The 25,513-nt window shown below is 71.7% G+C and carries 23 protein-coding genes; 13 read left to right on the forward strand and 10 right to left on the reverse strand.

The window, feature by feature from the left end; genetic code table 11:
* Positions 1–56 precede the first annotated feature (56 nt).
* A complete protein-coding gene (locus tag ACIA6T_RS27670; protein WP_399449190.1) occupies positions 57–2,264 on the forward strand; it encodes an MMPL family transporter in 2,208 nt (735 codons plus the stop codon).
* A gap of 95 nt (positions 2,265–2,359) precedes the next feature.
* Here ACIA6T_RS27670 and ACIA6T_RS27675 read toward each other — a convergent pair whose 3' ends face one another.
* Both ACIA6T_RS27675 and ACIA6T_RS27680 read right to left on the reverse strand, forming a co-directional pair.
* Positions 2,360–2,626 (reverse strand): type II toxin-antitoxin system RelE/ParE family toxin, encoded by a 267-nt coding sequence (locus ACIA6T_RS27675; RefSeq protein ID WP_399449191.1) that lies wholly within the window; start codon positions 2,624–2,626, stop codon positions 2,360–2,362.
* Positions 2,619–2,885 (reverse strand): type II toxin-antitoxin system Phd/YefM family antitoxin, encoded by a 267-nt coding sequence (locus ACIA6T_RS27680; protein ID WP_385046654.1) that lies wholly within the window; start codon positions 2,883–2,885, stop codon positions 2,619–2,621. The genes ACIA6T_RS27675 and ACIA6T_RS27680 overlap by 8 nt, the downstream gene beginning before the upstream one ends.
* A 93-nt stretch (positions 2,886–2,978) precedes the next feature.
* On the opposite strand from ACIA6T_RS27680, the gene ACIA6T_RS27685 reads away from it, so the two are divergent.
* A complete protein-coding gene (locus tag ACIA6T_RS27685) occupies positions 2,979–3,824 on the forward strand; it encodes an EamA family transporter (protein WP_399449192.1) in 846 nt (281 codons plus the stop codon).
* Positions 3,825–3,909: 85 nt separating this feature from the next.
* The gene (locus ACIA6T_RS27690) at positions 3,910–4,185 is read left to right on the forward strand and encodes a DUF1876 domain-containing protein (protein WP_399449193.1); all 276 of its coding nucleotides are present in this window, start codon (positions 3,910–3,912) and stop codon (positions 4,183–4,185) included.
* Here the strand turns inward: ACIA6T_RS27690 and ACIA6T_RS27695 are convergent.
* The 4 genes from ACIA6T_RS27695 to ACIA6T_RS27710 all read right to left on the reverse strand — a co-directional run bounded on the left by ACIA6T_RS27695 (position 4,182) and on the right by ACIA6T_RS27710 (position 8,025).
* Positions 4,182–5,342: a serine hydrolase domain-containing protein gene (locus ACIA6T_RS27695; protein ID WP_399449194.1), complete on the reverse strand. Its 1,161-nt coding sequence runs from the start codon at positions 5,340–5,342 to the stop codon at positions 4,182–4,184. The genes ACIA6T_RS27690 and ACIA6T_RS27695 overlap by 4 nt on opposite strands.
* Positions 5,343–5,445: 103 nt before the next feature.
* Complete coding sequence (locus tag ACIA6T_RS27700; protein WP_399449195.1) at positions 5,446–6,216, reverse strand: energy-coupling factor ABC transporter ATP-binding protein; 771 nt, start codon at positions 6,214–6,216, stop codon at positions 5,446–5,448.
* Positions 6,204–6,965 carry a cobalt ECF transporter T component CbiQ gene (cbiQ, locus tag ACIA6T_RS27705; protein ID WP_399449196.1) on the reverse strand — a complete coding sequence of 254 codons (762 nt, stop codon included), beginning with the start codon at positions 6,963–6,965 and terminating at the stop codon, positions 6,204–6,206. The genes ACIA6T_RS27700 and cbiQ overlap by 13 nt, the downstream gene beginning before the upstream one ends.
* A 1-nt stretch (position 6,966) precedes the next feature.
* Positions 6,967–8,025 carry an energy-coupling factor ABC transporter permease gene (locus ACIA6T_RS27710; RefSeq protein ID WP_399449197.1) on the reverse strand — a complete coding sequence of 353 codons (1,059 nt, stop codon included), beginning with the start codon at positions 8,023–8,025 and terminating at the stop codon, positions 6,967–6,969.
* Positions 8,026–8,215: 190 nt separating this feature from the next.
* On the opposite strand from ACIA6T_RS27710, the gene ACIA6T_RS27715 reads away from it, so the two are divergent.
* The gene (locus tag ACIA6T_RS27715; protein WP_399449198.1) at positions 8,216–8,575 is read left to right on the forward strand and encodes an SsgA family sporulation/cell division regulator; all 360 of its coding nucleotides are present in this window, start codon (positions 8,216–8,218) and stop codon (positions 8,573–8,575) included.
* A gap of 4 nt (positions 8,576–8,579) precedes the next feature.
* Here ACIA6T_RS27715 and ACIA6T_RS27720 read toward each other — a convergent pair whose 3' ends face one another.
* The 3 genes from ACIA6T_RS27720 to ACIA6T_RS27730 all read right to left on the reverse strand — a co-directional run bounded on the left by ACIA6T_RS27720 (position 8,580) and on the right by ACIA6T_RS27730 (position 13,908).
* Positions 8,580–10,250 (reverse strand): penicillin-binding transpeptidase domain-containing protein, encoded by a 1,671-nt coding sequence (locus tag ACIA6T_RS27720; RefSeq protein WP_399449199.1) that lies wholly within the window; start codon positions 10,248–10,250, stop codon positions 8,580–8,582.
* A 107-nt stretch (positions 10,251–10,357) separates the two neighbouring features.
* The gene (locus ACIA6T_RS27725; RefSeq protein WP_399449200.1) at positions 10,358–11,998 is read right to left on the reverse strand and encodes a penicillin-binding transpeptidase domain-containing protein; all 1,641 of its coding nucleotides are present in this window, start codon (positions 11,996–11,998) and stop codon (positions 10,358–10,360) included.
* Between the two features lie 149 nt (positions 11,999–12,147).
* Positions 12,148–13,908, reverse strand: a complete 1,761-nt coding sequence (locus ACIA6T_RS27730) for a dolichyl-phosphate-mannose--protein mannosyltransferase (protein WP_399449201.1) — start codon at positions 13,906–13,908, stop codon at positions 12,148–12,150.
* Between the two features lie 85 nt (positions 13,909–13,993).
* Between ACIA6T_RS27730 and rsmI the strand changes: the two genes are divergently transcribed.
* The 9 genes from rsmI (at position 13,994) to ACIA6T_RS27775 (ending at position 25,014) form a co-directional block, all read left to right on the forward strand.
* Positions 13,994–14,842, forward strand: a complete 849-nt coding sequence (gene rsmI / locus ACIA6T_RS27735) for a 16S rRNA (cytidine(1402)-2'-O)-methyltransferase (RefSeq protein ID WP_399449202.1) — start codon at positions 13,994–13,996, stop codon at positions 14,840–14,842.
* Between the two features lie 246 nt (positions 14,843–15,088).
* Complete coding sequence (locus ACIA6T_RS27740) at positions 15,089–15,496, forward strand: hypothetical protein (protein ID WP_399449203.1); 408 nt, start codon at positions 15,089–15,091, stop codon at positions 15,494–15,496.
* A gap of 30 nt (positions 15,497–15,526) precedes the next feature.
* Complete coding sequence (locus tag ACIA6T_RS27745) at positions 15,527–16,417, forward strand: TatD family hydrolase (RefSeq protein ID WP_399449204.1); 891 nt, start codon at positions 15,527–15,529, stop codon at positions 16,415–16,417.
* Positions 16,418–16,451: 34 nt separating this feature from the next.
* A complete protein-coding gene (gene rsmA / locus ACIA6T_RS27750) occupies positions 16,452–17,333 on the forward strand; it encodes a 16S rRNA (adenine(1518)-N(6)/adenine(1519)-N(6))-dimethyltransferase RsmA (RefSeq protein WP_399449205.1) in 882 nt (293 codons plus the stop codon).
* A complete protein-coding gene (locus tag ACIA6T_RS27755; protein WP_399449207.1) occupies positions 17,330–18,229 on the forward strand; it encodes a 4-(cytidine 5'-diphospho)-2-C-methyl-D-erythritol kinase in 900 nt (299 codons plus the stop codon). Before rsmA ends, ACIA6T_RS27755 begins: the two co-directional genes overlap by 4 nt.
* A gap of 130 nt (positions 18,230–18,359) precedes the next feature.
* Positions 18,360–20,174 carry an ABC-F family ATP-binding cassette domain-containing protein gene (locus tag ACIA6T_RS27760; protein ID WP_399449208.1) on the forward strand — a complete coding sequence of 605 codons (1,815 nt, stop codon included), beginning with the start codon at positions 18,360–18,362 and terminating at the stop codon, positions 20,172–20,174.
* A gap of 237 nt (positions 20,175–20,411) precedes the next feature.
* The gene (locus tag ACIA6T_RS27765) at positions 20,412–22,187 is read left to right on the forward strand and encodes a PQQ-binding-like beta-propeller repeat protein (RefSeq protein ID WP_399449209.1); all 1,776 of its coding nucleotides are present in this window, start codon (positions 20,412–20,414) and stop codon (positions 22,185–22,187) included.
* Positions 22,188–22,255: 68 nt separating this feature from the next.
* A complete protein-coding gene (locus ACIA6T_RS27770) occupies positions 22,256–24,127 on the forward strand; it encodes a PQQ-binding-like beta-propeller repeat protein (protein ID WP_399449210.1) in 1,872 nt (623 codons plus the stop codon).
* 206 nt (positions 24,128–24,333) lie between these two features.
* Positions 24,334–25,014 carry a LuxR C-terminal-related transcriptional regulator gene (locus tag ACIA6T_RS27775; RefSeq protein WP_385046599.1) on the forward strand — a complete coding sequence of 227 codons (681 nt, stop codon included), beginning with the start codon at positions 24,334–24,336 and terminating at the stop codon, positions 25,012–25,014.
* Positions 25,015–25,183: 169 nt separating this feature from the next.
* Here the strand turns inward: ACIA6T_RS27775 and ACIA6T_RS27780 are convergent, their stop codons facing one another.
* Positions 25,184–25,495, reverse strand: coding sequence for a hypothetical protein (locus ACIA6T_RS27780; protein ID WP_385195672.1), 312 nt, complete (start codon positions 25,493–25,495; stop codon positions 25,184–25,186).
* Positions 25,496–25,513 lie beyond the last annotated feature (18 nt).

Below are 25,513 nucleotides of genomic sequence, written 5' to 3' on the forward strand. Positions count from 1 at the left end.
TCGGGCTGATCACACCTGCCCCGAAGCAACCACGACCTGACCGGGAGTACGCCCTCGTGGCCACTTTCCTCTATCGACTCGGCCGGTTCGCCTTCAGGCGACGGCACCTCGTAGCCCTCGTCTGGGTGGCGCTGCTGGCGCTCGCGGGCGTCGGCGCCGCCGGCGCCCCGGCGGCCGGCAACTCGTCCTTCTCCATCCCCGGCACCGAGGCCCAGAAGGCCTTCGACCTGCTGGAAGAACGTTTCCCCGGCTCCAGTGCCGACGGGGCGACCGCACGTGTCGTCTTCAAGGCGCCCGCCGGCGAGAAGATGACCGACGCCGACAACAAGGCGACCGTCCGGAAGACCGTCGACGAGCTCTCCGACGGCTCCGAGGTCGCCCGCGTCACCGACCCGTACCAGGGCGGCGGCGTCAGCCAGGACGGCACCATCGCCTACGCCTCGGTGAGCTACAAGGTCTCCGGCATGGAGCTGGAGGACACCTCCCGCGACGCCCTGGAGGGCGCCGCCGAGGACGCCCGTGACTCCGGGCTGACCGTGGAGATCGGCGGTGACGCCCTCCAGGCCGTCCCGCACACCGGATCCGCCGAGATCATCGGCATCGGCGTCGCCGCGGTCGTCCTCGTCATCACCTTCGGTTCGCTGCTCGCGGCCGGGCTGCCGCTGCTCACCGCGATCATCGGTGTCGGCATCGGAGTCTCCAGCATCACCGCCCTCGCCAGCACCCTGGACCTCGGCTCCACCACCTCCATCCTGGCCTCGATGATCGGCCTCGCGGTCGGCATCGACTACGCGCTGTTCGTCGTCTCCCGCTACCGGGCCGAACTGGCCGAGGGCCGAGGGCGCGAGGAAGCGGCCGGCCGGGCCGTCGGCACCGCGGGCTCCGCCGTGGTCTTCGCAGGTCTCACCGTCGTCATCGCCCTGGTCGGTCTGTCGGTCGTCAACATCCCGATGCTGACGAAGATGGGCATCGCCGCCGCCGGCACCGTCGCCATCGCGGTCCTGATCGCCCTCACCCTGATCCCCGCCCTGCTCGGCTACGCCGGCCGCCGGGTCCGCCCCGCCGGCGAGAAGAGCAAGCTGCTCGGCGGGGGCCGCGCCGGGAAGAAGCCGCAGCGCCCGAACATGGGCACCCGCTGGGCCAGCTTCGTCGTGCGCCGCCCGCTGGCCGTGCTGCTGCTCGGCGTGGTCGGCCTGGGTGCCGCGGCCGTCCCGGCGGCCTCGCTGGAACTGGGTCTGCCCGACGACGGCTCGCAGTCGACGTCCACCACCCAGCGCCGCGCCTACGACCTGCTCTCCGAGGGCTTCGGCCCCGGCTTCAACGGCCCGCTGGTGGTCGTGGTCGACGCCAAGGACAGCGACGACCCGGATGCCGTCTTCAAGCAGGCCGGCGACGACATCAAGGGCCTCGACAACGTCGTGAACGTCGCCCCGGCCGCCCCCAACAAGGCCGGCGACACGGCGACGATCACCGTCATTCCCGACTCCAAGCCCTCCTCGGTGACCACCGAGGACCTGGTGCACGACATCCGTGACACCGGCGCGGACATCAAGGCCGGCACCGGTGCCGGCGTCCTGGTCACCGGCTCCACGGCCATGAACATCGACGTCTCGCAGAAGCTCAACGACGCGCTGGTGCCGTATCTGGTCCTGGTGGTCGGTCTGGCGTTCCTGCTGCTGATCGTCGTCTTCCGGTCGGTCCTGGTCCCGCTGAAGGCCGCCCTCGGCTTCCTGCTGTCGGTCCTCGCGGCCCTCGGCGCGGTCGTCGCCGTCTACCAGTGGGGCTGGCTGTCCGGCCTGATGGGCGTCGAGGAGACCGGTCCGATCATGTCGATGATGCCGATCTTCATGGTCGGCGTGGTCTTCGGACTGGCCATGGACTACGAGGTGTTCCTCGTGACCCGGATCCGGGAGGCCTACGTCCACGGCGAGAAGCCGGGGCAGGCCGTGGTGACCGGCTTCAAGTACAGCGCCCGGGTGGTGACCGCCGCCGCGGTGATCATGATGGCCGTGTTCTCCGGCTTCATCGGCTCCAGCGAGGCGATGGTCAAGATGATCGGCTTCGGCCTCGCGGTCGCCGTCCTCTTCGACGCGTTCGTCGTCCGCATGGCGATCGTCCCGGCGGTGCTGGCCCTGCTCGGCAAGCGGGCCTGGTGGCTGCCGAAGTGGCTGGACCGGATCCTGCCCAACGTGGACGTCGAGGGCGAGGGCCTGCGCACGGACGACGACAGGAAGGACGGGGACCGGGAACTCGTACGGGCCTGACGGCCCGAGCGAGTACGCAGAACCGGCCGGTGAGGGCTCCGTGGGGACGGGGCGCCCTCACCGGCTTCCTTCTGCGGGAGTTCCGGGACTCCGTGTCAGGTGCCGTATACCGTGGAGCGATGTCCGACGTGAACGACCCAGACCACCAATTCTCCGTTGTCGACCGTGTAGATGACGCGGTAATCGCCGACACGGAGTCGGCGCCGGTCGGGCTGGGAGACGAGCGCCGTGGTGTGGAAGCCGAGCGGGTCGGTCTCCAGTTCCGTCAGTTTGACCAGGATCCGGAGTGCCATGTCCCGGGGGATCTTGCGCAGCTCCGCCTGAGCCTCCGGCCGGAAGACGGTGCGATACGTGTTACTCACCGCGCTCCAGCGTCTCCCTCATGACGTCCTCGATCGGGATGCCGGCCGCCGGATTCGCCATGCGCTCGTCGATGATCCGGTTGATCTCGCGCTCTTCCCATTCCTGGTACCTGCGAAGGACCTCTATCGACACGACTGCGGCCACCTGCCTGCCACGCCGGGTGATGACCGTGGGTGTGTCGTCACGGTCGGCCCGCTCGACCACCTCGGCCAGGTGGGCGCGCACGTCACGGATGGACTCTATGGGCATCTGCGTCATGCACCAAAGGTACATGGTGTTCCATGTGTACACACCGGCTCGTTGTTGTCGGCGTTCCCGGTCGCTCCGGGACGACGTGCGCGAGCGCACCCCGTGACCCCGCTGGTGACCGCGGCCGTCCTGCTCGCCGCGGTCACCCACGCCGGCTGGAACGCCATCGCGCACCGGATCACCGACAAGCTCGTCGGGTTCACGCTGATCTCCGGCGGCGGGCTGCTGATCGGGCTGGCGCTGGTGCCGTTCGTGCCGTTCCCGGCGGCCGGGGCGTGGCCGTACCTGTTCTGCTCGGCCGCGATCCACATGGCGTACTACGCGCTGCTGATGAAGTCCTTCCGGCTGGGCGACTTCGGTCAGGCGTACCCCATCGCACGGGGCAGCGCGCCCCTGGTGGTCACGCTCCTGGCCGCCGTGTTCGCGCACGAGGTGCCCGACGGCTGGGCCGCCGCCGGGATCGCCCTGTCCTGCGCGGGCCTGACCGGCGTCGCCCTGTGGGGACTGCGCGGGCGCCGGCCCGACTGGGCGGCGATCGGGGCGGCCCTGGCGACCGGCCTGACCATCGCCGTGTACACCGTCGTCGACGGGCTCGGCGTACGGGCCTCGGGGTCGTCGTTCGGCTACATCGCCTGGCTGATGGCGGTCCAGGGCACGGTGATCCCGGCGTACGCCCTCTGGCGCTGGCGGCGGGAGACGGGTGCCCGGCTCCGTCCGCACGCCGGTCTCGGACTGCTCGGCGCCGCGCTGTCCGTCGCCGCGTACGCGCTCGTCCTGTGGGCCCAGACCCGCGCGGCACTCGCCCCCGTCGCGGCCCTGCGCGAGTCGTCGATCATCGTGGGCGCGGCCATCGGGGCGCTGTTCTTCAAGGAGCGGTTCGGTGCCCCGCGGATCGCCGCGGCCGGGCTGCTGGTCGTCGGGATCGGACTGATGCTCCGCGCGGGGTAGCGCGGCACGCGCCGCCGTACGGGCGGGTGCGCGGGCGCGGTACGAGGGGCACCCTGGAGTGAGAGGGATTCCGGAGGTGATCCTCATGACGCACACCGCAGTGGGATGGCACGTGGACCTGGAGTTCGAGGAGGACGACCGGCAGACGCGCGCCGCCGCGCTGGTCCGGCTGCCCGACGGGACCGAGGTGCGGGCCAACGGCCACGCGAACCGGCACCACACCGACTCCAATCAGCCACGGGTCGGGGAGGAGATCGCCGGCGCACGCGCGCTGAACGAACTCGCCATGCAGATGCTGACCAAGGCACACGGCGAGATCGACGACGCGTCGGGCCGTATCTCGCACCCGATCCACGTCTAGTCCGTCAGGGCCTGACGTACCGCCCGTATCAGCGCCTGGGCCCTGGGGTCCGCCGTCACCGTCCTGCGGAAGCCGTTGGTGACATAGCCGAAGGCGATGCCCGACTCCGGGTCGGCGAAGCCGAGGGAGCCGCCGCGGCCGGGGTGGCCGAAGGAGCCCGGGGCCAGGAGGGGGGAGGCGCCGCCGTGCAGCATGTAGCCGAGCCCGAAGCGGGTGTTGACGACCAGCACCCGGTCGGGGCCGGCCGACTCCTCGGCGCGGGCGAGTTCCACGGTGGCCGGGTCGAGGAGGCGTACGCCGTCGACCGGGCCGGTCAGTGACGCGTAGAAGCGAGCCAGTCCGTCCGCCGTCGCGATGCCGTTGGCGGCGGGCAGGGCCGCCGCGCGGAACACCGGGTCGTTCTGGTCCGGGAAGGGGGTGATCGCGGCGAAGGCGCGGCGGGTGAGGGAGGACGGGTCGGCGTAGGCGTCGGTGACCGAGCGCTTGGGGCGGGCGCGGAGCGTCCCGGACGGCTCGGGCCCCTCGATCCCGCCGACCGTGCCGACGCGGTGGGCCTGTGTGTCCGGCAGTCCCACCCACAGGTCCAGGCCCAGCGGGCCGGCGATCTCCGAGGCGATCCACTCGCCGGAACCCCGGCCGGTCACGCGGCGCACCAGCTCGTCGACCAGCCAGCCGTAGGTCAGCGCGTGATAGCCGTGGCCGGTGCCCGGCTCCCACGCGGGGGCCTGCGCGGCGACCGCCCCGGCGGCCCGCACGGGGTCGGCCGCCTCGTCCGGGGTGAGCGGACGGTCCAGGACGGGGAGCCCCGCGCGGTGGTTCAGTACGTGCCGGACCAGCAGTCGCTCCTTGCCGTGCGCCTTGAACTCCGGCCAGTAGTGGCCGACCGGCGCGTCCAGGTCCAGCTCGCCGCGCTGGTGCAGCAGCAGGAGTACGGCGGCGGCGACGCCCTTGGTCGCCGAGCGCACGACCTGCGCGGTGTCCCGCTCCCAGGGCCCGGTGCCGTCGACGTCCTTCACCCCGGCCCACAGGTCGACGACCTTGCGTCCGTCCCGGTACACGGCGACGGCCGCGCCCCGGTCCCCGAGCGCCTCGAAGTTCCGCGCGAACGCCTCCCGGACCGGCTCGAAACCCCCGGCCACCGTGCCGTGCACGTCCACGTCCCTCGGTCCTTCCACTCGCCTGTGACACTCGCCTGTGACGGTGCGTGCAACAGTGCCGGTCCGCCTGCGATTCCTGGGCGGGGGCGGCTGCGCGCGATCGTTACGAACGGCCGGGCGCGGCCGGCACCGAGCGCGGATCGAAGCCGTACGGCAGCTCGAGCCGGTGGGCGCGCATCAGCTCGTCGTCGGCGAGCAGGTCCGCCGTGGCGCCGTCGGCCGCGATCACGCCGTCGCTGAGGACCAGCGAGCGCGGGCACAGTTCGAGGGCGTAGGGCAGGTCGTGCGTGACCATCAGGACGGTGACGTCCAGGGAGCGCAGGATGTCGGCGAGTTCGCGGCGGGAGGCGGGGTCCAGGTTGGAGGACGGCTCGTCCAGGACCAGGATCTCCGGCTCCATCGCCAGTACGGTCGCCACGGCCACCCGGCGCCGCTGGCCGAAGGAGAGGTGGTGCGGCGGGCGGTCCTTGAACTCCGCCATGCCGACCAGGCCCAGCGCCCGGTCCACCCGCTCCTCCAGCTCGGGCCCCTTGAGTCCGGCCGCCGCCGGACCGAACGCCACGTCCTCGCGCACCGTCGGCATGAAGAGCTGGTCGTCCGGGTCCTGGAAGACGATGCCGACCCGGCGCCGGATCTCCGCCATGTGCCGCTTGCCGACCTCGAGGCCGGCCACCGTCACCGTGCCGGTGCCGCCGGTCAGGATGCCGTTGAGGTGGAGGACGAGGGTCGTCTTGCCGGCGCCGTTCGGGCCGAGCAGCGCGACCCGCTCGCCGCGCGCGAGGGAGAAGTCGACGCCGAACAGGGCCTGGTGGCCGTCGGGGTAGGCGAAGGCGAGGCCGGAGACCTCGAGGGAAGCAGTACTCACAAGGTCCATCCCAGCAGACAGACGACGAGGGCGGCCGAGGGGAGGGCGAGGGCGTACGACCACTGCGTCCGGTCCGCGGTCACCTCGTCGATCACCGGCATGGAACCGGCGTAACCGCGGCTCACCATGGCCAGGTGCACGCGCTCGCCGCGTTCGTAGGAGCGGATGAACAGCGCGCCCGCCGACTTGGCGAGCACACCCCAGTGCCTCACCCCGCGTGCCTCGAAGCCGCGGGACTCGCGGGCGATCCGCATGCGCCGCATCTCGTCGGTGATGACGTCGCCGTAGCGGACCATGAAGGAGGCGATCTGCACCAGCAGCGGCGGAAGCCTCAGCCGCTGGAGGCCGAGCAGGAGTTCGCGCAGCTCGGTGGTGGAGGCGAGGAGGACCGAGGCGGCCACGCCCAGGGTGCCCTTGGCCAGCACGTTCCAGGCGCCCCACAGTCCGTTCACGCTCAGTGACAGCCCGAGGACGTCGACCCGTTCGCCCTCCGCCACGAACGGCAGCAGGACGGCGAAGGCGACGAACGGGACCTCGATCAGCAGCCGCTCGAGCAGGAAGCCGGCCGGGACGCGGGCGGCGTACGCGACGAGGGCGAGCAGTCCGGCGTACACCGCGAACGCCCACATCGCCTCGCGCGGGGTGGACACCACGACCAGGACGAAGGCGAAGACCGCGGCGAGCTTGGTGTGCGGCGGCAGGGCGTGCACGGGGGAGTGCCCGTGCCGGTAGAGCTTGTGCGCGTGACCCGCTCCCACGTCAGACGCTCGTGCCGGTGGGGGAGGCGGCCTCGGTCTCCTCGCCGGTACGGCGCCTGCGGACCACCCGGAACACGCCGGTGCCCGCGACGACCGTCACGCCCACGCCGATCACACCGGCCAGACCGCCGGAGAGGCGGGCGTCGTCGACGTCCTCGACGCCGTAGTCGGCCAGCGGGGAGTCGGCGATCGCGTGCTCCTCCGCCTTCTCGTCGATGCCGTGGTCGGTGGCGACCTTCTCCAGGCCGTCCGGGTCGGCGGAGGCGTAGAAGCTGACGAACCCGGCGAGGACCAGCGAGGTGACCAGGCCGGTGATCCACACCTTGCGCGGGGAGCGGGCGGGGACGGGTTCCGGCTCCGGGGCGTCCGGGGCGTCGACCAGTTCGCCGTTCACCCGCAGCTTGAGCTTCCGCGTCAGGCCGCGCGCCCCGTGCACCAGGTCCGGGCGGACGGCGATGACCGCGCCGACGGTCAGGGCGGTGATCACGGCCTCGCCGATGCCGATGAGGACGTGCACGCCCACCATGGCGGTGGCGACCTTGCCGAGGGAGACGTCGGCGGTGCCGCCGATCGCGTAGAGCAGCGTGAAGACGACGGCGGAGGCCGGGACGGAGACCAGGGCGGCGACGAAGGACGCGGCGGTCACCGAGCGGCGGGTGCGCGGCAGCACCTTCACCAGGCCGCGGAAGAGCGCGTAGGCGACGACCGTGGTGACGATCGCCATGTCGGTGATGTTCACGCCGAGCGCGGTCAGCCCGCCGTCGGCGAAGAGGACGGCCTGCATCAGCAGGACGACGGAGACACACAGGATCCCGGTGAAGGGGCCGACGAGGATCGCGGCGAGGGCGCCGCCGAGCAGATGGCCGCTGGTTCCCGCCGCGACGGGGAAGTTCAGCATCTGCACGGCGAAGATGAACGCCGCCACCAGTCCGGCCAGCGGCGCGGTGCGCTCGTCGAGTTCGCGGCGGGCGCCGCGCAGGCTCACGGCGATCGCGCCGGCGGCGACGACTCCGGCCGCGGCGGACACGGGGGCGTTGATGAATCCGTCAGGTGCGTGCACGGACTCGATGATGTGGCCTGTTGCAAACGTTGCGCAAGAGCGAGCCGCTTGTTTTACCTCACGCACAGCCCGGCTGTGATATGCGCCTCTCGGACGCGCGAATTCCGGATCGGGTGCACGATGGGACGGGGGGTGGGTATACGGATTGCACGCCTTCATGCAGGTTCACGCAGCGTAAGGGGCCCACCCGATGTCCGCAGTCGAGCAGTACGCGCGAGCCCATATCGTCACCGACGTCCTGGAAGAGGACCGCGGAGCGGTACCCGTGGTACTGCGCTACGACCCCGGACAGGACCCCCGCCGTGTCCGCATGGCGCTTCCGGGCGCCGCGCCCCGCGAGTGGGCCGTCGACCGGGAGTTGCTGGAGCGGGGCCTGCGCGCCCCCGCGGGCCGGGACGAGATACGGGTGTGGCCGTGCGGCCGGGTCCAGACCGTGGTCGAGTTCCACACCGCGCAGGGCGGCGTGTCGGTGGTGCAGTTCGAGACCAAGACCCTGACCCGGTTCCTGCGGCGGACCTACGCGGCCGCCGCCGAACCCGTCCCGCACTGACCTCTCAGCCGGCGCTCTTCAGCAGTGCCGCCACGAGCGGTCCGGCCGTCGAACCGCCGTGACCGCCCTGCTGGACCACACCCGCGGCCGCCAGGTCCCCGCGGTACGCGGTGAACCAGCCGTTGGGCTTCTTCTGCCCGTCGACCTCGGCCGACCCGGTCTTCGCGCCCTTCTCGCCGCTCACCCCGGCCATCGCCTCCGCGGCGGTGCCGTAGGAGGCGGTGTACGACATCAGCTCCCGGAGCTGCGCCAGCGTGCCGGCCGACATGGTGCGCGAGGCCGTCGCCAGCTTCCGCCCGTCGACCTCCGGGGAGACCAGGTACGGCTGGTGGAAGACGCCCGACTGGACCGTCGCCGACACCGACGCCATGTTCAGCGGGTTCATCCGCACCCCGCCCTGGCCGATCAGGGAGGCTCCCATCGGGGCCTTCGACTGCACCGGCACCGAGCCGTCGAAGGTGGGCACGCCGACCTGCCAGTTGTTCATCGACAGCCCGAAGACCTGCTGGGCCTGCTTGGTCAGGTCGTCGTCCGCCAGCTCGGGCGCCTGGCTGATGAAGGCCGTGTTGCAGGAGCGGGCGAAGCTCGCCTTGAACGTGCCGTCCTTGATCTCGAACTTGTCGTCGTTCTGGAACTTCCAGCCGCCGTAGGTGAAGTACTTCGGGCACGGGTGCTGCTCGTCCATCGAGGCGAGGCCCTTCTCGATCAGCAGCGAGGAGGTGATCACCTTCATCGTGGAACCCGGGGCCAGCGAACCCGAGAACGCGGTGTTGAACCCGTGCGAGGAGTTCGCCACCGCCAGGATCTCGCCGGTCGACGGGCGCAGCACCACCACCGACGCCCGCTCCTTCCGCGCCACCTGCGCCTCGGCGGCGGCCTGCAGGGACGGGCTCAGCGTGGTCTTCACCGTGCCGGGCGTGCCCTCGCTCAGCTCGAGCAGGGTCTTGTCGGACAGCTCCGCCTTCTTCGACTCCTTGCCGCGCACGATCCGCAGCTCGACGCCGGCCTCGCCGCCCGCCTTCTCGCCGTACTTCTCGCGCAGCCCGTCCAGCACCGACCCCAGGGACGGGTACGCGGCGGTGGTCAGCTCGTTGCCGTCCCGGTCCAGCGCCTTGACCGGCGGGGTGCCCGCCTCGCCGGTGGCCAGCTTGTCGCCGTCCCTGAGCTCGGGATGCACCACGGCCGGCTGCCAGGCCACCCGCGGTTCACCGTCCCCGGCCCGGCGTACGACGGTCAGCGCGCTGTCGTACGCCAGTGGCTTGCCGGCGTCCTCGTACGACACCGTGCCCTTGACGGCGAAGGGGACCTTGCCGCCGGTGCGGGTGCCGGCGGTGAGGGTGACGTCCGTGATCCGGGCGTCCTCGGCGTAGGCGGTGAGCAGGGCGGTCGCGGCCTCGGGGTCGTCGGTGGCGGCGGCTGCCTCCTTCACCTTCCCGGACTGCCAGGCGGTGAGGAAGCGTTCGGCCGTGCCGGTGACCTCGGCGGTGGACAGAGGACCGGTTCTGACGTTCTCCGCCTGCGCGGCGGACGACGTCCGCGTGCCGTCCTCGGCGGCACCGCCGCCGAGGAGTGCGTAGGCGCCGAACCCGGCGCCACCGACGACCACGGCGATCACCCCGCCGAGCACGACGGGCCGTGTCTTCCGCCCCTCGGCGGCGTTCTTTCTGTTCCCCACTGCTTCCCGTTCCTCCGCTGTCCGCCGGGCTCCCCGTGGCCCCTCGTGGTGCTCACGTGTGCCGACGACGGCCACCACACTAGAGTCCCGCCGCGTGCCGGGCGCGGTCAGCCGGCCGCTCGTAGCACGGCTGCGACAATCGGCCCGGCCGCGTCGCCGCCGTGGCCGCCCTGCTGGACCATGGCCGCCGCCGAGACGTCGTCGCGGAAGCCGGTGAACCAGCTGTCGGAGGTGGCGTTGCCGTCGACCTCGGCGGAACCGGTCTTCGCGCCGATGTCACCGCGGAGCCCGGACATGGCCTCCTGGGCGGTGCCCTGGGTGGCGGTGAGCCGCATCATCTGCCTGAGCTGGGAGGCGGTGCCCGCCGGGAGCCCCTTGGCCTGTGCGAACTGCCGGCCGTCGAGGTCGGAGGGGACCAGGTACGGCTGGCGGAAGGTGCCGGTGATGGCGGTGGCCGTCACGGAGGCCATGTTCAGCGGGTTCATCTGTACCCGGCCCTGGCCGATGGCGTTCGCCGCGCGGTCCGGTCCGGCGACGGCGGGGACGCTGCCGTCGAAGGAGTCGATGCCGGTCTTCCAGTCGTTGCGGCCGAGCCCGAACCGCTCCTGCGCCTCCTGGGTGAGCGAGGCGTCGCCGAGCGGCTTCTCGTCGACGAGCTTGATGAAGGCCGTGTTGCAGGACCGCAGGAAGCTGTTGGCGAGGCTGGCGCCCTCGTTCGGCTCCATGTCGGTGAGGTTCTTGAAGGTCTGGCCCTGCCATATGGCGCTGGGCGGGCAGGGCGCCGGGCCGTTCATCGCGGTCACGCCGTTGTCGATGAGCATGGCGGCGGTGATGATCTTCATGGTGGAGCCGGGGGCGACCTGCCCCTGGAAGGCCGCGTTGAACCCGTCGTCGCGGTGGTTGGCCACCGCCAGCACCTCACCCGTGCTGGGCTTGACCGCCACCACCGACGACTCGGGGTACTGCCGCACCGCCTTCTCGGCCGCGGCCTGCGCCGTGGCGCTGAGGGAGGTGCGCAGCTTGCCCGGCCTGCCCTCGGCGAGGGTCAGCAGCGGGGTGTCGGCGGCCGGCTCGCCCGTGGTGCCCGCGGAGCGCCTGATCACCAGCTCGACACCGGGGGTGCCGCCCGCCTTCTCGCCGTACTTCTGGCGCAGGGTGTCCAGGATCGGCCCGAGCGAGGGGTACTCCTCCTTCGTCAGTACCGTGCCGTTCCGGCCCACCGCCTCGATGGGCGGCTGCGCGGACTCCTCGGTGACGAGGGTGTCGCCCTCCTTCAGGTCCGGGTGGACGACGGACGGCTGCCAGTCGACCAGCGCCCGCCCGGTGGTCTTCCCGCGCACGACGGTCAGTCTGCTCTCGTAGCTCAGCGCCTCGGACTTCCCGTCGAAGGTGACGGTCGCCTTCACCGTGAAGGGCACGGTGGTGCCGGTGGCCTTGCCGGGCGTGATGCCGACCTCACCTATGTGGGCGTCGTCGCCGTACGCCGTCAGCAGCGCGCCGGCCTCCTGCGCGTTGTTCGTGTACGACGCCGCCTGCGACGCCTCCCCCTTCTCCCAGGCCGCGAAGAAACTCCTGGTGGTCTCCTCGACCTCCCCCTCGTCCGGCGGCCCGGTCTCCTTCGTCCCCGCGGCGCTCGAACCACCGCCGCCGCTCACGGCCGACACGATGTTGTAGGCGCCGTACCCGGCCCCGCCCAGCATCACCGCGAACACACCGCCGATGACGGCGGCCTTGACCCCCTTGCCCATCGGACGCTCCCCCTCCGCCGGACCCCCCACGCCTTATGAACGTGTTCAAAAAGCCCGGTGGGTGAGCACTCTATGCGGAGGGGGTGACGACCGGGGCGGCTGTTTCCGTTTGTTGTCCGAACAGAGATCAGTCCGGACGCCGGAACGGCTCAAACCCAGGTGTCCAGCCACATCCGAGCGCGCCAGTCGTCTATCGGGATCGGGGTGCCGGTGTAGATGGGCCAGAAATAAATGAAGTTCCAGGCGATCAGCAGGGTCAGTACGCCCGCCGCCGTCGCGCCCGCGACGCGGCGGGTGTCGGTGGAGCGGGGCGGGCCGACGAGGGCGCCCAGGAGCATCGCCACGGCCAGGCAGAGGAAGGGGAGGAAGACGACGGCGTAGAAGAAGAAGATCGTGCGCTCCTGGTAGAGGAACCAGGGGGCGTAGCCGGCCGCGATGCCGCAGGCGATCGCGCCGGCCCGCCAGTCGCGGCGGAACAGCCAGCGCCACAGGACGTACAGGATCGCGAAGCAGGCCGTCCACCACAGCACCGGGGTGCCGAGGGCCAGCACCTCCTGGGCGCACTTCTCGCCCGCGTCGACCGGGCAGCCGTCCGTGCCGGGGGCCGGGGACTCGTAGAAGTAGGAGACCGGGCGGCCGGTGACGATCCAGCTCCACGGGTTGGACTCGTAGGTGTGCGGCGAGGACAGGCCCACGTGGAAGTCGTAGACCTGGTTCTCGTAGTGCCACAGGCTGCGCCACCAGTCGGGCAGCAGCCACGACCAGTCGCTGTCCTTGCCGTCCTTCGCCGCCCAGTCGCGGTAGTAGCCGCCGGTGCCGTCGGCCGGGGAGAGGATCCAGCCGATCCAGGAGGCGAAGTAGGTGACCACCGCCACCGGCACGGTCGACAGGAACGCCCAGCCCAGGTCGCGCCTCAGGACCGCGAGGCGGGGCCGGTGCGCGCCGGCGACCCTGCGCGCGCCGACGTCCCACAGCACCGCCATCACACAGAACGCGGCCATGACGTAGAGGCCGTTCCACTTCGTGCCGATCGCCAGACCCAGCATCAGACCCGCCACCAGCCGCCAGGGGCGGAAGCCGATCCGGGTGTTCTCGGCGACGTACGCGTCCGGGCGGACCCGGCCGTCGGCGTCCACGGGCAGCGCGGCGGCGAGCTTCTCGCGCGCCCGGTCCCGGTCGACCACCAGAGCGCCGAACGCCGCCAGCACGAAGAACATCAGCACCCCGTCGAGCAGCGAGGTCCGGCTCATCACGAAGTGCAGCCCGTCCACCGCCATCAGCGCGCCCGCGAGACAGCCGAGGAACGTGGAACGGAACAGGCGCCGGCCGATCCGGCACAGCATCAGCACGGAGAGCGTGCCGAGCAGGGCCGTCATGAACCGCCAGCCGAACGGGTCGAAGCCGAACATCAGCTCGCCCAGCCCGATCACGTACTTGCCGACCGGCGGATGCACGACGTACGCCGCGTCCGTCGGGATGGGGACGGCGCCGCCCGAGAGGATCAGATCGTTGGCGTTCTTCTCCCAGTTGACCTCGAACCCGCGGTGGACCAGCGCCCACGCGTCCTTGGCGTAGTACGTCTCGTCGAATATCACCGCCTTCGGGCTGCCCAGGTTCCAGAACCGGAGCACCCCCGCCAGCAGCGTGACCAGCAGCGGGCCGCCCCACCCCGACCAGCGGGTGAGGCGCTCCGCGAGCAGCGGCGGCACCCCGAGCGTGTCCCACAGCCGCTTCGACGGCTCCGTGTACGGCGGTACCAGGCGGTCGTACACGTCGTCCCCGCGGACATCACCTCTGGCCCGGCCCGGCGCCCGGTAGCCGAAACGGTGCAGCCGCTGCTGCCACGACGGCCGCTCTTCGTACGGCGGCCGATCCTGCCGGGTGTCCGTGGAGGACGCGGTACTGGTCACCGCGCCATCGTAGGGAACAGGGCTGTGTGAGTCCCGCGCATGACCGGTATGCCCCGGCTCCGTTCCGTACTGGGAGGATGGGGGCGTGACCGGAATCCTCGTACTCGCAGGCACCCCCATCGGCGACATCTCCGACGCCCCGCCCCGGCTCGCGGAGGAACTCGCGGGCGCCGACGTCGTCGCCGCCGAGGACACGCGGCGGCTGCGGCGCCTCACCCAGGCGCTCGGCGTCACCCCCAAGGGGCGGGTCGTGTCGTACTTCGAGGGCAACGAGTCCGCCCGCACGCCCGAACTGGTCGAGGAGCTGGCGGGCGGCGCGCGCGTGCTGCTGGTGACGGACGCCGGGATGCCGTCCGTGTCCGACCCCGGCTACCGGCTGGTCGCCGCGGCCGTCGAGCGGGACGTCAAGGTCACCGCCGTGCCCGGCCCGTCCGCCGTGCTCACCGCGCTCGCCCTGTCCGGGCTGCCCGTGGACCGCTTCTGCTTCGAGGGGTTCCTGCCCCGGAAGGCGGGGGAACGGCTGGGACGGCTGCGGGAGGTCGCCGAGGAGCGGCGCACCCTCGTCTACTTCGAGGCCCCGCACCGCCTCGACGACACCCTCGCCGCGATGGCCGAGGTGTTCGGCGGGGAGCGGCGGGCCGCCGTCTGCCGCGAGCTGACCAAGACGTACGAGGAGGTCAAGCGCGGTCCGCTGGCGGAGCTGGCCGCGTGGGCGGCGGAGGGCGTGCGCGGGGAGATCACGGTGGTGGTCGAGGGGGCGCCGGAGAAGGGGGCCGAGGAGGTCGACGCGGCCGAGCTGGTGCGGCGGGTGCGGGTGCGGGAGGAGGCGGGGGAGCGGCGCAAGGAGGCGATCGCCGCGGTTGCCGTGGAAGCGGGGCTTCCCAAGAGGCAGGTGTTCGACGCGGTGGTGGCCGCGAAGAACGCGGGGGCGTGAACGGCTCCGGGGGCGCGGAACAGCCTCTGAGCAGGTCGCTTCTCCGGTGAGCGGACGCCCCGCGGACGGGTGAAGCGGTCCAGCGGAAGGCAAAGCTCCGGTGCCGTCCGCGCGGCGGTCGGGCAAGGGGGCACCAAATCGTCGCCAATACTCGGCTGCCCCTCCTGCGCTCCTGTCCGCGGAGGAGTCCACTGGAGCAGAAGGATCGGATCCGATCCTTCTGCCAGCGGACCGACAGGAGCCGGCATGACTGAGATCTCGGGGTACAGCGGGCTGCGGGCGGGCGCCACCGCCGTGGTCGACGAGGCGTATTCCTTCGCCTGCATGCGATGCGGATACGGCTGGGAGCAGTCGTACGAGATAGAGCACCACACCGACGCCGACGGCCACGACTTCGTGATGTACGTGGCGGACGGCCGGATCGTCCCCTCCCCGCTGAACCGGCCGACGTGCCAGAACTGCGACGGCCACGTCGTACGGATCATGCGGCCGGGCCGGGTCGCCTCCGCGCGGGACGCCGCCCACCGCGAGCACCGGGTGCCGTCCGCCGGGCCCGTCGAGGCGGTGTGGGAGCCCGAGGGAGCCCACCCGGCGGTGGAGCACCGTCACTGGCACCTGTCCGGCCTCCTCCGCCCCTTCCGCCGGGCGGCCTGACGCCCGCGCCGCTTCCGTAGGATCGGGGGCATGCCTTCGAACGCCCCCGACAAGAACGCCGCCCCGCCGCTCCCGGAGCCCCTGCGGGTGCCGGTCGCGGACTCGCACACCCACCTCGACATGCAGTCCGGCACCGTGGAGGAGGGTCTCGCCAAGGCCGCGTCGGTGGGTGTGACGACCGTGGTGCAGGTCGGCTGCGACCTCAAGGGGTCCCGGTGGGCGGCGGAGACGGCGGCGGCGTACGACGCCGTCCACGCGACGGTCGCGCTGCACCCCAACGAGGCCCCGCGCATCGTCCACGGGGACCCGGACAGTTGGTCCCGGCAGGGCGCCCGCGAACCCGGCGGGGACGCGGGACTGGACGAGGCGCTCGCCGAGATCGACCGGCTGGCCGCGCTGCCCCAGGTCAAGGGCGTCGGCGAGACCGGCCTCGACCACTTCCGCACCGGGCCGGAGGGCAGGGAGGCGCAGGAGCGGTCCTTCCGCGCCCACATCGAGATCGCCAAGCGCCACGGCAAGACCCTCGTCATCCACGACCGCGACGCCCACGCCGACGTCCTGCGCGTGCTCAAGGAGGAGGGCGCCCCCGAGCGCACCGTCTTCCACTGCTACTCCGGGGACGCCGAGATGGCGGAGATCTGCGCGGGCGCCGGGTACTACATGTCGTTCGCCGGCAACGTCACCTTCAAGAACGCGCAGAACCTGCGGGACGCGCTCGCCGTGGCCCCGCTGGAGCTGGTCCTGGTGGAGACCGACGCGCCGTTCCTGACACCGGCGCCGTACCGGGGCCGGCCCAACGCCCCCTACCTGGTGCCGGTGACCGTGCGGGCCATGGCGGCCGTACGGGGCATCGACGAGGACACCCTCGCCACCGCCCTCGGGGCGAACACGGCCCGCGCCTTCGGTTATCCACAGGCGTGACCTGCCCGGTCGCCGTGCCCCGTACCCTTGTCCCGTGACCAGCCCCACCCCCGACGCCCTCCTGGGCCCCGCCGACATCCGTGAACTGGCGGCCGCCCTCGGCGTGCGGCCCACCAAGCAGCGCGGCCAGAACTTCGTCATCGACGCCAACACGGTGCGCCGTATCGTGCGCACCGCCGGGGTCCGCCCCGACGACGTGGTCGTCGAGGTCGGCCCGGGGCTCGGCTCGCTCACGCTGGCGCTGCTCGAAGCCGCCGACCGGGTCACCGCCGTCGAGATCGACGACGTCCTCGCCGCCGCGCTGCCCGCCACCGTCGCCGCCCGCACACCCGGGCGGGCCGAGCGGTTCGCGCTGGTCCACTCCGACGCGATGCGCGTCACCGAGCTGCCCGGACCCGCCCCCACCGCGCTCGTCGCGAACCTGCCCTACAACGTGGCCGTCCCGGTGCTGCTCCACATGCTCGAAACCTTCCCCAGCATCGAGCGCACCCTCGTCATGGTCCAGTCGGAGGTCGCCGACCGGCTCGCCGCCGCACCCGGCTCGAAGGTGTACGGCGTGCCCTCGGTCAAGGCCAACTGGTACGCGGAGGTCAAGCGGGCCGGGGCCATCGGGCGGAACGTCTTCTGGCCCGCGCCCAACGTCGACAGCGGACTGGTCTCGCTGGTCCGCCGCACGGAGCCGCTGAAGACCACCGCCTCCCGGCGCGAGGTGTTCGCCGTCGTCGACGCCGCCTTCGCCCAGCGCCGCAAGACGCTGCGGGCCGCGCTCGCCGGGTGGGCGGGTTCGGCCGCCGCGGCGGAGGCCGCCCTGGTCGCGGCGGGGGTCTCGCCGCAGGCACGCGGGGAGTCCCTGACCGTCGAGGAGTTCGCGCGCATCGCCGAGCACGCCACGAGCAAGGAGCAGGGCCAGCAGTGAGCGTCACCGTCCGCGTCCCCGCCAAGGTCAACGTCCAGCTCGCGGTCGGCGCGGCCCGCCCCGACGGCTTCCACGACCTGGCCAACGTCTTCCTCGCGGTGGGCCTGTACGACGAGGTCACCGTCACGGCGGCCGACGGGCTGCGGGTGACCTGCGCCGGCCCCGACGCCGACCAGGTCCCCCTCGACCGCACGAACCTCGCCGCCCGCGCCGCCCTGGTGCTCGCCGAGCGGTACGGCCGGGACGCGGACGTCCACATCCACATCGCCAAGGACATCCCCGTCGCCGGGGGCATGGCCGGTGGCAGCGCGGACGGCGCGGGCGCGCTGCTGGCGTGCGACGCGCTGTGGGGGACGGGCGCCTCACGCGAAGAGCTCCTCGACATCTGCGCCGAGCTGGGCAGCGATGTGCCGTTCAGCCTGGTGGGAGGTGTGGCGCTCGGCACCGGACGGGGCGAGAGGCTGACGGGGCTGGAGGCCGGGGGGACCTTCCACTGGGTGTTCGCGATGGCCTCGCGGGGGCTGTCGACACCGGCGGTGTTCCGGGAGTTCGACCGGCTGGGGGAGGGACGGGAGATCCCCGAGCCCGTGGCCTCGCAGGAACTGCTCGACGCGCTCGCCAAGGGTGACGTCGACGCGCTCGCCGCCGCCGTCTCCGGCTCCAACGACCTTCAGCCGGCGGCGCTGTCGCTGTTCCCGGAACTGGCGGACACGCTCGCGGCGGGGCGGGCGGCGGGGGCGCTGGCCACCCTGGTCTCGGGTTCGGGGCCGACCACGGCGTTCCTCGCCCGGGACGCGGAGGCGGCCGACGTGATCGCGGGAGCCCTGAGGGCCTCCGGCACCTGCCGCACGGTGCGCAGGGCGGCGGGGCCGGCGCCGGGGGCGACGGTCGTCTGAGGATCGGGGCCGCGTTCCGGCCGTGCCCCGGAAGGTCCGCCGGTCCAGGAGCGACCGGCTCCTCACGTCCCGGGCGCGTTCCGCCAGGGCCTACGCTTGAAAGCTGATCGATCCACCGGGCAGGAGAGTAATGGCCGTCAATCTGGTCAATGTCGAGAACGTCAGCAAGGTGTACGGCACGCGTGCGCTGCTCGACGGGATTTCCCTCGGCGTCTCCGAAGGGGACCGGATCGGGGTCGTGGGGAGGAACGGGGACGGCAAGACCACGCTCATCCGGATGCTGGCCCGGCTGGAGGAGGCCGACACCGGGCGCGTGACGCACTCCGGCGGGCTGCGGATCGGGGTGCTCACCCAGCACGACTCGCTCGACCCGGCCGCCACCGTGCGGCACGAGGTCATCGGGGACATGGCCGACCACGAGTGGGCCGGGAACGCCAAGGTCAGGGACGTACTGACCGGGCTGTTCGGCGGGCTGGACCTGCCGGGGTTCCCGAAGGGCCTCGACACGGTCATCGGACCGCTGTCCGGTGGTGAGCGGCGCCGGATCGCGCTCGCCAAGCTGCTCATCGAGGAGCAGGACCTGATCGTCCTCGACGAGCCGACCAACCACCTCGACGTCGAGGGCATCGCCTGGCTCGCCGAGCACCTGCGGGCGCGGCGGTCCGCGCTCGTCTGCGTCACCCACGACCGCTGGTTCCTCGACCAGGTCTGCACCCGCATGTGGGACGTGCAGCGCGGTGACGTGTACGAGTACGAGGGCGGCTACTCCGACTACGTCTTCGCCCGCGCGGAACGTGAGCGCATCGCCGCCACCGAGGAGGTCAAGCGGCAGAACCTGGTCCGCAAGGAGCTGGCCTGGCTGCGGCGCGGCGCCCCCGCGCGGACGTCCAAGCCGCGGTTCCGCGTCGAGGCCGCGAATGAGCTGATCAAGGACGTTCCGCCGCCCCGCGACAGCAGCGAGCTGATGAAGTTCGCCTCCTCGCGGCTCGGCAAGACGGTGTTCGACCTGGAGGACGTCACCGTCCAGGCCGGACCCAAGGTGCTGCTCGAGCACGTCACCTGGCAGCTCGGGCCCGGGGACCGCATCGGTCTGGTGGGTGTCAACGGGGCCGGGAAGACGTCCCTGCTGCGGGCGCTGGCGGAGGCCGCCCGGAGCGAGGGGGAGACGCAGCCCGCGGGCGGTCACGTCCGCGTCGGCAAGACGGTCAAGCTCGCCTATCTCTCCCAGGAGGTCGCCGAGCTCGACCCCACCTGGCGGGTGCTCCAGGCCGTGCAGCAGGTGCGCGAGCGCGTCGACCTCGGCAAGGGACGCGAGATGACCGCCGGGCAGCTCTGCGAGACGTTCGGGTTCAACAAGGAGAAGCAGTGGACGCCGGTCGGCGACCTGTCGGGCGGTGAGCGGCGGCGGCTGCAACTGCTGCGGCTGCTCATGGACGAGCCCAACGTCCTCTTCCTCGACGAGCCCACCAACGACCTCGACATCGAGACCCTCACCCAGCTCGAGGACGTCCTCGACGGCTGGCCCGGCTCGATGATCGTCATCTCCCACGACCGGTTCTTCGTCGAGCGCACCACCGACCGCGTGTTCGCCCTCCTCGGCGACGGCACCCTGCGGATGCTGCCGCGCGGGATCGAGGAGTACCTGGAGCGCCGCAAGCGCATGGAGGAGGCCGCCGCCGCTGCGGCCTCCGTACCGGCCGCGGTGCCCCAGGGTTCCGCGCCGGAGAGGAGCGCCGCCGACCAGCGCGCCGCCAAGAAGGAGCTGCAGAAGATCGAGCGGCAGCTCGACAAGGTCTCCGAGAAGGAGACCAAGCTGCACGCCGCCATCGCCGAGCACGCCACCGACTTCGCGAAGGTCGCCGAACTCGACGCCGAGCTGCGGGAACTGGCCGGACAGCGGGACGAGCTGGAGCTGCGCTGGCTGGAACTGGCGGAGGACGCCTGAGCCTCCCCTGCCCGTTCGCGCGCGGGGGCGCGCGTGGTGTGAAGAGGGCGTGAGGGCGCGTAACGGGGGCATCACGGGCCGGTCCTCCCTTGGGAACAGGGGTGGATACGGCCCGGTGGCGTGTCCGTACCGGGTGATAGAAAGGGCCCAGTCTGAGAAACGTCTGAATACGGCTCTGGGTTCATCGCGCACCTCAGGGCGTGGCTAGAAATCAGTGATGTAAGGGGGAACGCGCTGATGACGCAGCCGCCGAACCAGCCGCCGCAGGGAGGCTTCGGAGCGCCGCAGGATCCGCCGCCGGGGGGTGGCTTCGGGGCTCCGCAGACGCCCCCTCCGCCTCCGCAGGGTTCGCCGGCCGGTACGCCGCAGCCCGGATACGGATATCCGCAGCAGCCTCCGCAGCAGCCGGGTCCGTACAACTCCGGACCGTACAACTCCGGGCCGTACGCCCCCGGGTCCTACGGGCAGCCGCAGCAGCCGGGGCCGTACGGGCAGCAGCCCGGATACGGGTACCCGACCCAGCCGCAGTTCCCCGGGGCGCCCGGCACGCCGCCGCCCGGCGGGTCCGGCTCCCGGAACCCCTTCAAGGGCAAGCCCGCCATGGTCATCGGTGCCGCGGTCACCGCGCTGCTGGTGATCGGCGGCACCGTGTGGGCCGTCTCCGGTGACGACGGCAAGAAGGACAAGAAGCCCGTCGCCGAGCAGACCGACGACCCGAAGCCGGGTGGCTCCTCCGGCGCCCCGGTCAACCCGGGCGACGGCAGCGGCGACGGCGGCGAGGAACCGGAGAACCTCAACGAGGGCCGCCAGGCCGGTGAGTCCAAGGTGCTCTGGTACAAGGAGGCGCCCGACGCGCCCGGTTCCGGCGCCGAGGCCCCCGGCATGTGGGTCACCGACAAGACGGCGGTGAAGGCCGCCTACAAGGAGCTCTTCGCCTACGACGTCGGTGACGGCAAGCCCACCTGGGACACCATCGCCTTCCCGCAGGAGATCTGCGCGGTCACGCAGGAGAAGACGGCCGACGACAAGGTCGTCATCGCCTACAAGGACGGCAAGAGCGACAGCGCCGAGTGCAACCAGCTCCAGCTCGTCGACCTCGACACCGGTGAGAAGGGCTGGAAGCAGGAGGTCGCCGACGGCGCGCTGTTCGACTCCACGCTCTCCATCGAGATGACCCTCACCGGCAACACGCTGATGGTGGGCCGCTCGCAGTCCGGCACGGCGTACGACGTGACCAGCGGCAAGAAGCTGTTCGACGCGAAGAAGTACGGCGACGCCCCCTGCTTCCCCGCCGCCTTCGCGGGCGGTGAGCGGCTGCTCCAGGTCGCGGCCTGCGGCGCCGGCGGCACCAACGAGCACGACGAGCTCCAGGAGCTCGACCCGAGGACCGGCAAGGTGAAGTGGACCCAGAAGTTCGACAAGGGGTGGCGCGTCGAGCGCGCCTACTCCGTCGACCCGGTGGTCGTCTACAGCACCAACGAGGAGAAGAAGGCCTGGAACATATCCGTCTTCACCGGCGGCAGCGGCAAGTTCCGCTCCGAGGTCACCGTCGACGAGGACTTCGCCCCCGGCTGCGGCTGGGCCATCCTCGCGCGCGACCTCCAGGGCTGTGAGGGCGTCGTCGTCGACGGGAACACCCTCTACCTGCCCACCGAGGCGACCACCGGGGCCAACGAGATCGTCGCCATCAGCCTCGACAACGGCAAGGAGCGGTGGCGGGTCAAGTCCCCCGCCGAGGAGTCCATGCAGCCCATGAAGATCGAGGGCGGCAGGCTCATCGCCTACGTCGGGCCGTCGTACGACGCGGGCGGGCAGGTCGTGGCCGTCCCCGTCGGCGGCAGCGACCACAGGCCGGCCGGACTGATGCGGAACCCGCAGGGCGTCGCGGACATCGAGAACAGCTTCTTCAGCAAGTCGATCGACTGGGTCGACGGACGCTTCTACATCTCGACCACGCGGCTGACCGGCAATGACGAGTCGAAGGAGAAGCTGATGCTCGCCTACGGCAAGTGAGAGTCGCGGTTCGTCCTCTTCTCGCCGTCCGTCGTCCGCCGTCCCCCTTCCCCCGAGGTACTCACGTCATGACCCAGCCGCCTCCGCCGCCCAACCAGCCCCCGCAGCAGCCGGGGTTCGGGCCGCCGCAGCCGCCGTCCACTCCTGGTGGACCCGATCTCAACAAGGCTCCGGAGCCTGGATACGGGTATCCGCAGGCCCCGCAGGCCCCGCAGCCTCCGCAGGCCCCGCAGCCTCCGGCGGCTCCTCCGGTCGCTCCGCAGCCTCCGGTCGCGCCGCCGTCGGCTCCGCAGGGGCCCGGGTACGGGTATCCGCAGCAGCCGCCGGCCGCTGGATACGGGTATCCGGGGCAGCAGCCGCCGGCCGCCGGTTACGGGTATCCGGGGCAGCAGCCCGGGCCGTACGGGCAGCCCGGGTACGGGTACCCGCAGCCTCCGACCATGCCGATGCAGCCGCAGCCGGGGGGTGGCGGGAAGAAGTTCAACGCGCAGGCCGCCATCATCGTCTCGGCGGTCGTGGCCATCGCCCTGATCGTCGGCGGCGGTGTCTGGTACGCGTCCTCGTCCGGAAAGGACGACGACAAGAAGACCACCGCGGATTCCGGCGACGGCAAGAACAAGACGAACGGTGGTGGCGGAGGCGGAGGGGGAGGGGACAACTCCTCCGAAGCGAAGGAGAAGGCGCCGGCCGACACCAACTCCAAGGTGCTGTTCCAGGTGCCCGCGCCCAAGACCCCCAAGGACGTCACGACCATCTCCACCTCCGGTTCCTGGCTGACCGACACGGTGTACGCCAAGAGCGGGATCGCCGAGATCGTCGGCTACGACCGCGCCAAGGGCACCGAGAAGTGGACGATCGACCTGCCCGGACCGGTGTGCGAGGCCACCCACCGCGTCACCGAGGACAACAAGACGGCGATCACCTTCAAGCCCGCCATGCCGACCAAGGGGAACCCGCAGGCCTGCACGCAGGTCGCGGTGATCGACCTGGAGGCGGGCAAGGAGCTGTGGACCAAGACCGCCAAGTCCGGCACCATGCCGATCAGCTTCAACAACGTCACCATCAGCGGCGGTACCGTCGCGGCGGGCAGCACCAGCGGCGGCGCCGCCTGGGAGGTCGCCTCCGGTGAGCAGCTGTGGGCGCCCACGACGTCCGACTCCTGCTACGACTCCGGGTACGGCGGCGGCGAGAAGCTCGTCGCGGTGCGCAAGTGCGGCTCGTACGACCAGCGGCAGCTGCACATCCAGAACATCGACCCGAAGAGCGGGAAGGTGATCGCCGAGTACAAGATGGACGAGGGCATCGAGTACGCCGCCGTCGTCTCCACCGACCCACTGGTCGTGGCGGCCGACGTCAACGAGTCCGCGGGTGACGGCAGCGGGATCTCCGACTTCTTCTCCATCGACAACAAGACCGGCAAGCTGCGCGCGCGCATCTCCGCGCCGGGCGACGAGTTCGGGGCCCGCTGCGACGGCATCTACAAGCTCGAGAAGTGCAGCGGGCTGGCGGTCGGCAACGACAGGCTGTACATCGCCACCGAGGAGCACGAGGTCGGCGGGGAGTCGTACAGCCAGACCAACGAGATCGTCGCCTTCGACCTGGCGACCGGCAAGCAGACCGGTCAGCGGGCCGACGCGGGTGACAGCTACACGATCATTCCGCTGCGGACGGACGGCGGCAACATCCTGGCGTACAAGCGTCCGCCGTACGACAAGGGCGGGCAGATCGTCAGCATCGACGGGGGGACCTTCGAGCAGACGACGCTGATGGAGAACCCGGCGACGGAGACCGTGCGGGACGTGGAGTCGCGGATGTCCCCGGAGTACTCGGAGATCCTGTTCTCGCGGGGCGGTCTGTACATGTCCGATATATACGCCAGTGATTTCTCGTCGACTTCGGACGAGAAGGAGTATCTCGTGATCGCTTTCGGTACGAGCTGATCGTTCGGATTCCTGCTTTTCGTGGCCCCGTCCCTGGTCAGGGACGGGGCCACGGGCGTATCGCGCATCATGTGCTCATCGCCGTCGAATGCGAGAATTTCGGCGGTCCGGGGCGGTTCTCGCCGGTAGGGGGAGCGCGATGTCGAACAAGCGTGTAGCTTCCGGGGGCATCCGGGGGTGCGTTGTCGTGGGGGGTTGGTTGTTCGATGGGAGTGCGGCTGATGGTGGTCGACGACCACCGGTTGCTCGCCGAGGCGCTGGCCTCGGCGTTGAAGCTGCGGGGGCACCGGGTGCTGGCGGCTGCGGCGCCGGCTTCCGGGGCGGCGGATCTGGTGATCAGCAGGGCGCCCGAGGTGTGTCTGCTGGGGACGGCGGCGCCGGCGGAGGCGGGGGCCTTCGATCCGGTGGTGAAGATCAAGCGGGAGCGGCCGCAGGTGGCGGTGGTCGTGCTGGGGCCGGTGCCGTCGCCGCGGGGTATCGCGGCGGCGTTCGCGGCGGGGGCGTCGGGGTACGTGCGGCACGACGAGCGCATCGAGGGGGTCGAGCGGGCGATCATGAAGGCGCGGGCGGGGGAGGCGGCGGTGGCGCCGCAGTTGCTGCAGGGGGCGTTCGGGGAGCTGCTGAATCCTGCGGCGCAGCCGGATGACGAGGGTGCGCGGTTGTTGCGGATGCTGACGCCTCGGGAGGTGGAGGTGCTGGTGCGGGTCGCCGACGGGGAGGACACCCGGCTGATCGCGGCGGGCATGGGCATCGCACCGTCCACGGCCCGGACGCATGTCCAGCGGGTCCTGATGAAACTGGGCGTGGGCTCCCGCCTGGAGGCGGCGGCCCTGGCCGCCCGAACGGGCTTACTGGACCGCGCGGGGCCGGTGGGGGGCGGCGCTTAGGCCCCGCGGCGCGGGTCTTGTGCCTGTGGTGCGGCTTTCGGTCCGGTGAGGGCTTGGGCAGCGCCCACGGCCGGTGGGTGGGGCGGGGCCGCGCCGGGCCGCGCAGCCCCGCCCCCGGGGCCCACACCTGCAGGGGGCACCCCGGATCACGCAACCCCGTACAGCGCCCCTACTCCTCCCGCTCCCCCGGAACAGCGTCCGGCGGCGGCGGAGCCGTCGGCCTCAGCTTCAGCCAGAGGAGGAACAGCAGGCCCAGGATCAGCATCCCCAACCCCGTCCAGAGGTTGATGTTGACCCCCTCGGCCTTGTCGATGTCCGCATCGGACGCGGTGAACCCCGCGATCGTGACGATCACGCCGTACACGACGAACAGCCCACCGATGATCCGCCGGATGTCGAACAACCGCGCGGCCGTCGCGGACTTGGTCTCCAGCTCGGAGACCTCCTGCTGAAGATCACGCTCGGAATAGTGCTCGGACATGCTCTCTCCATCCTCCCG

The sequence above is a fragment of the Streptomyces sp. NPDC051740 genome, from assembly GCF_044453165.1.
Taxonomy (GTDB): Bacteria; Actinomycetota; Actinomycetes; order Streptomycetales; family Streptomycetaceae; genus Streptomyces; species Streptomyces atrovirens.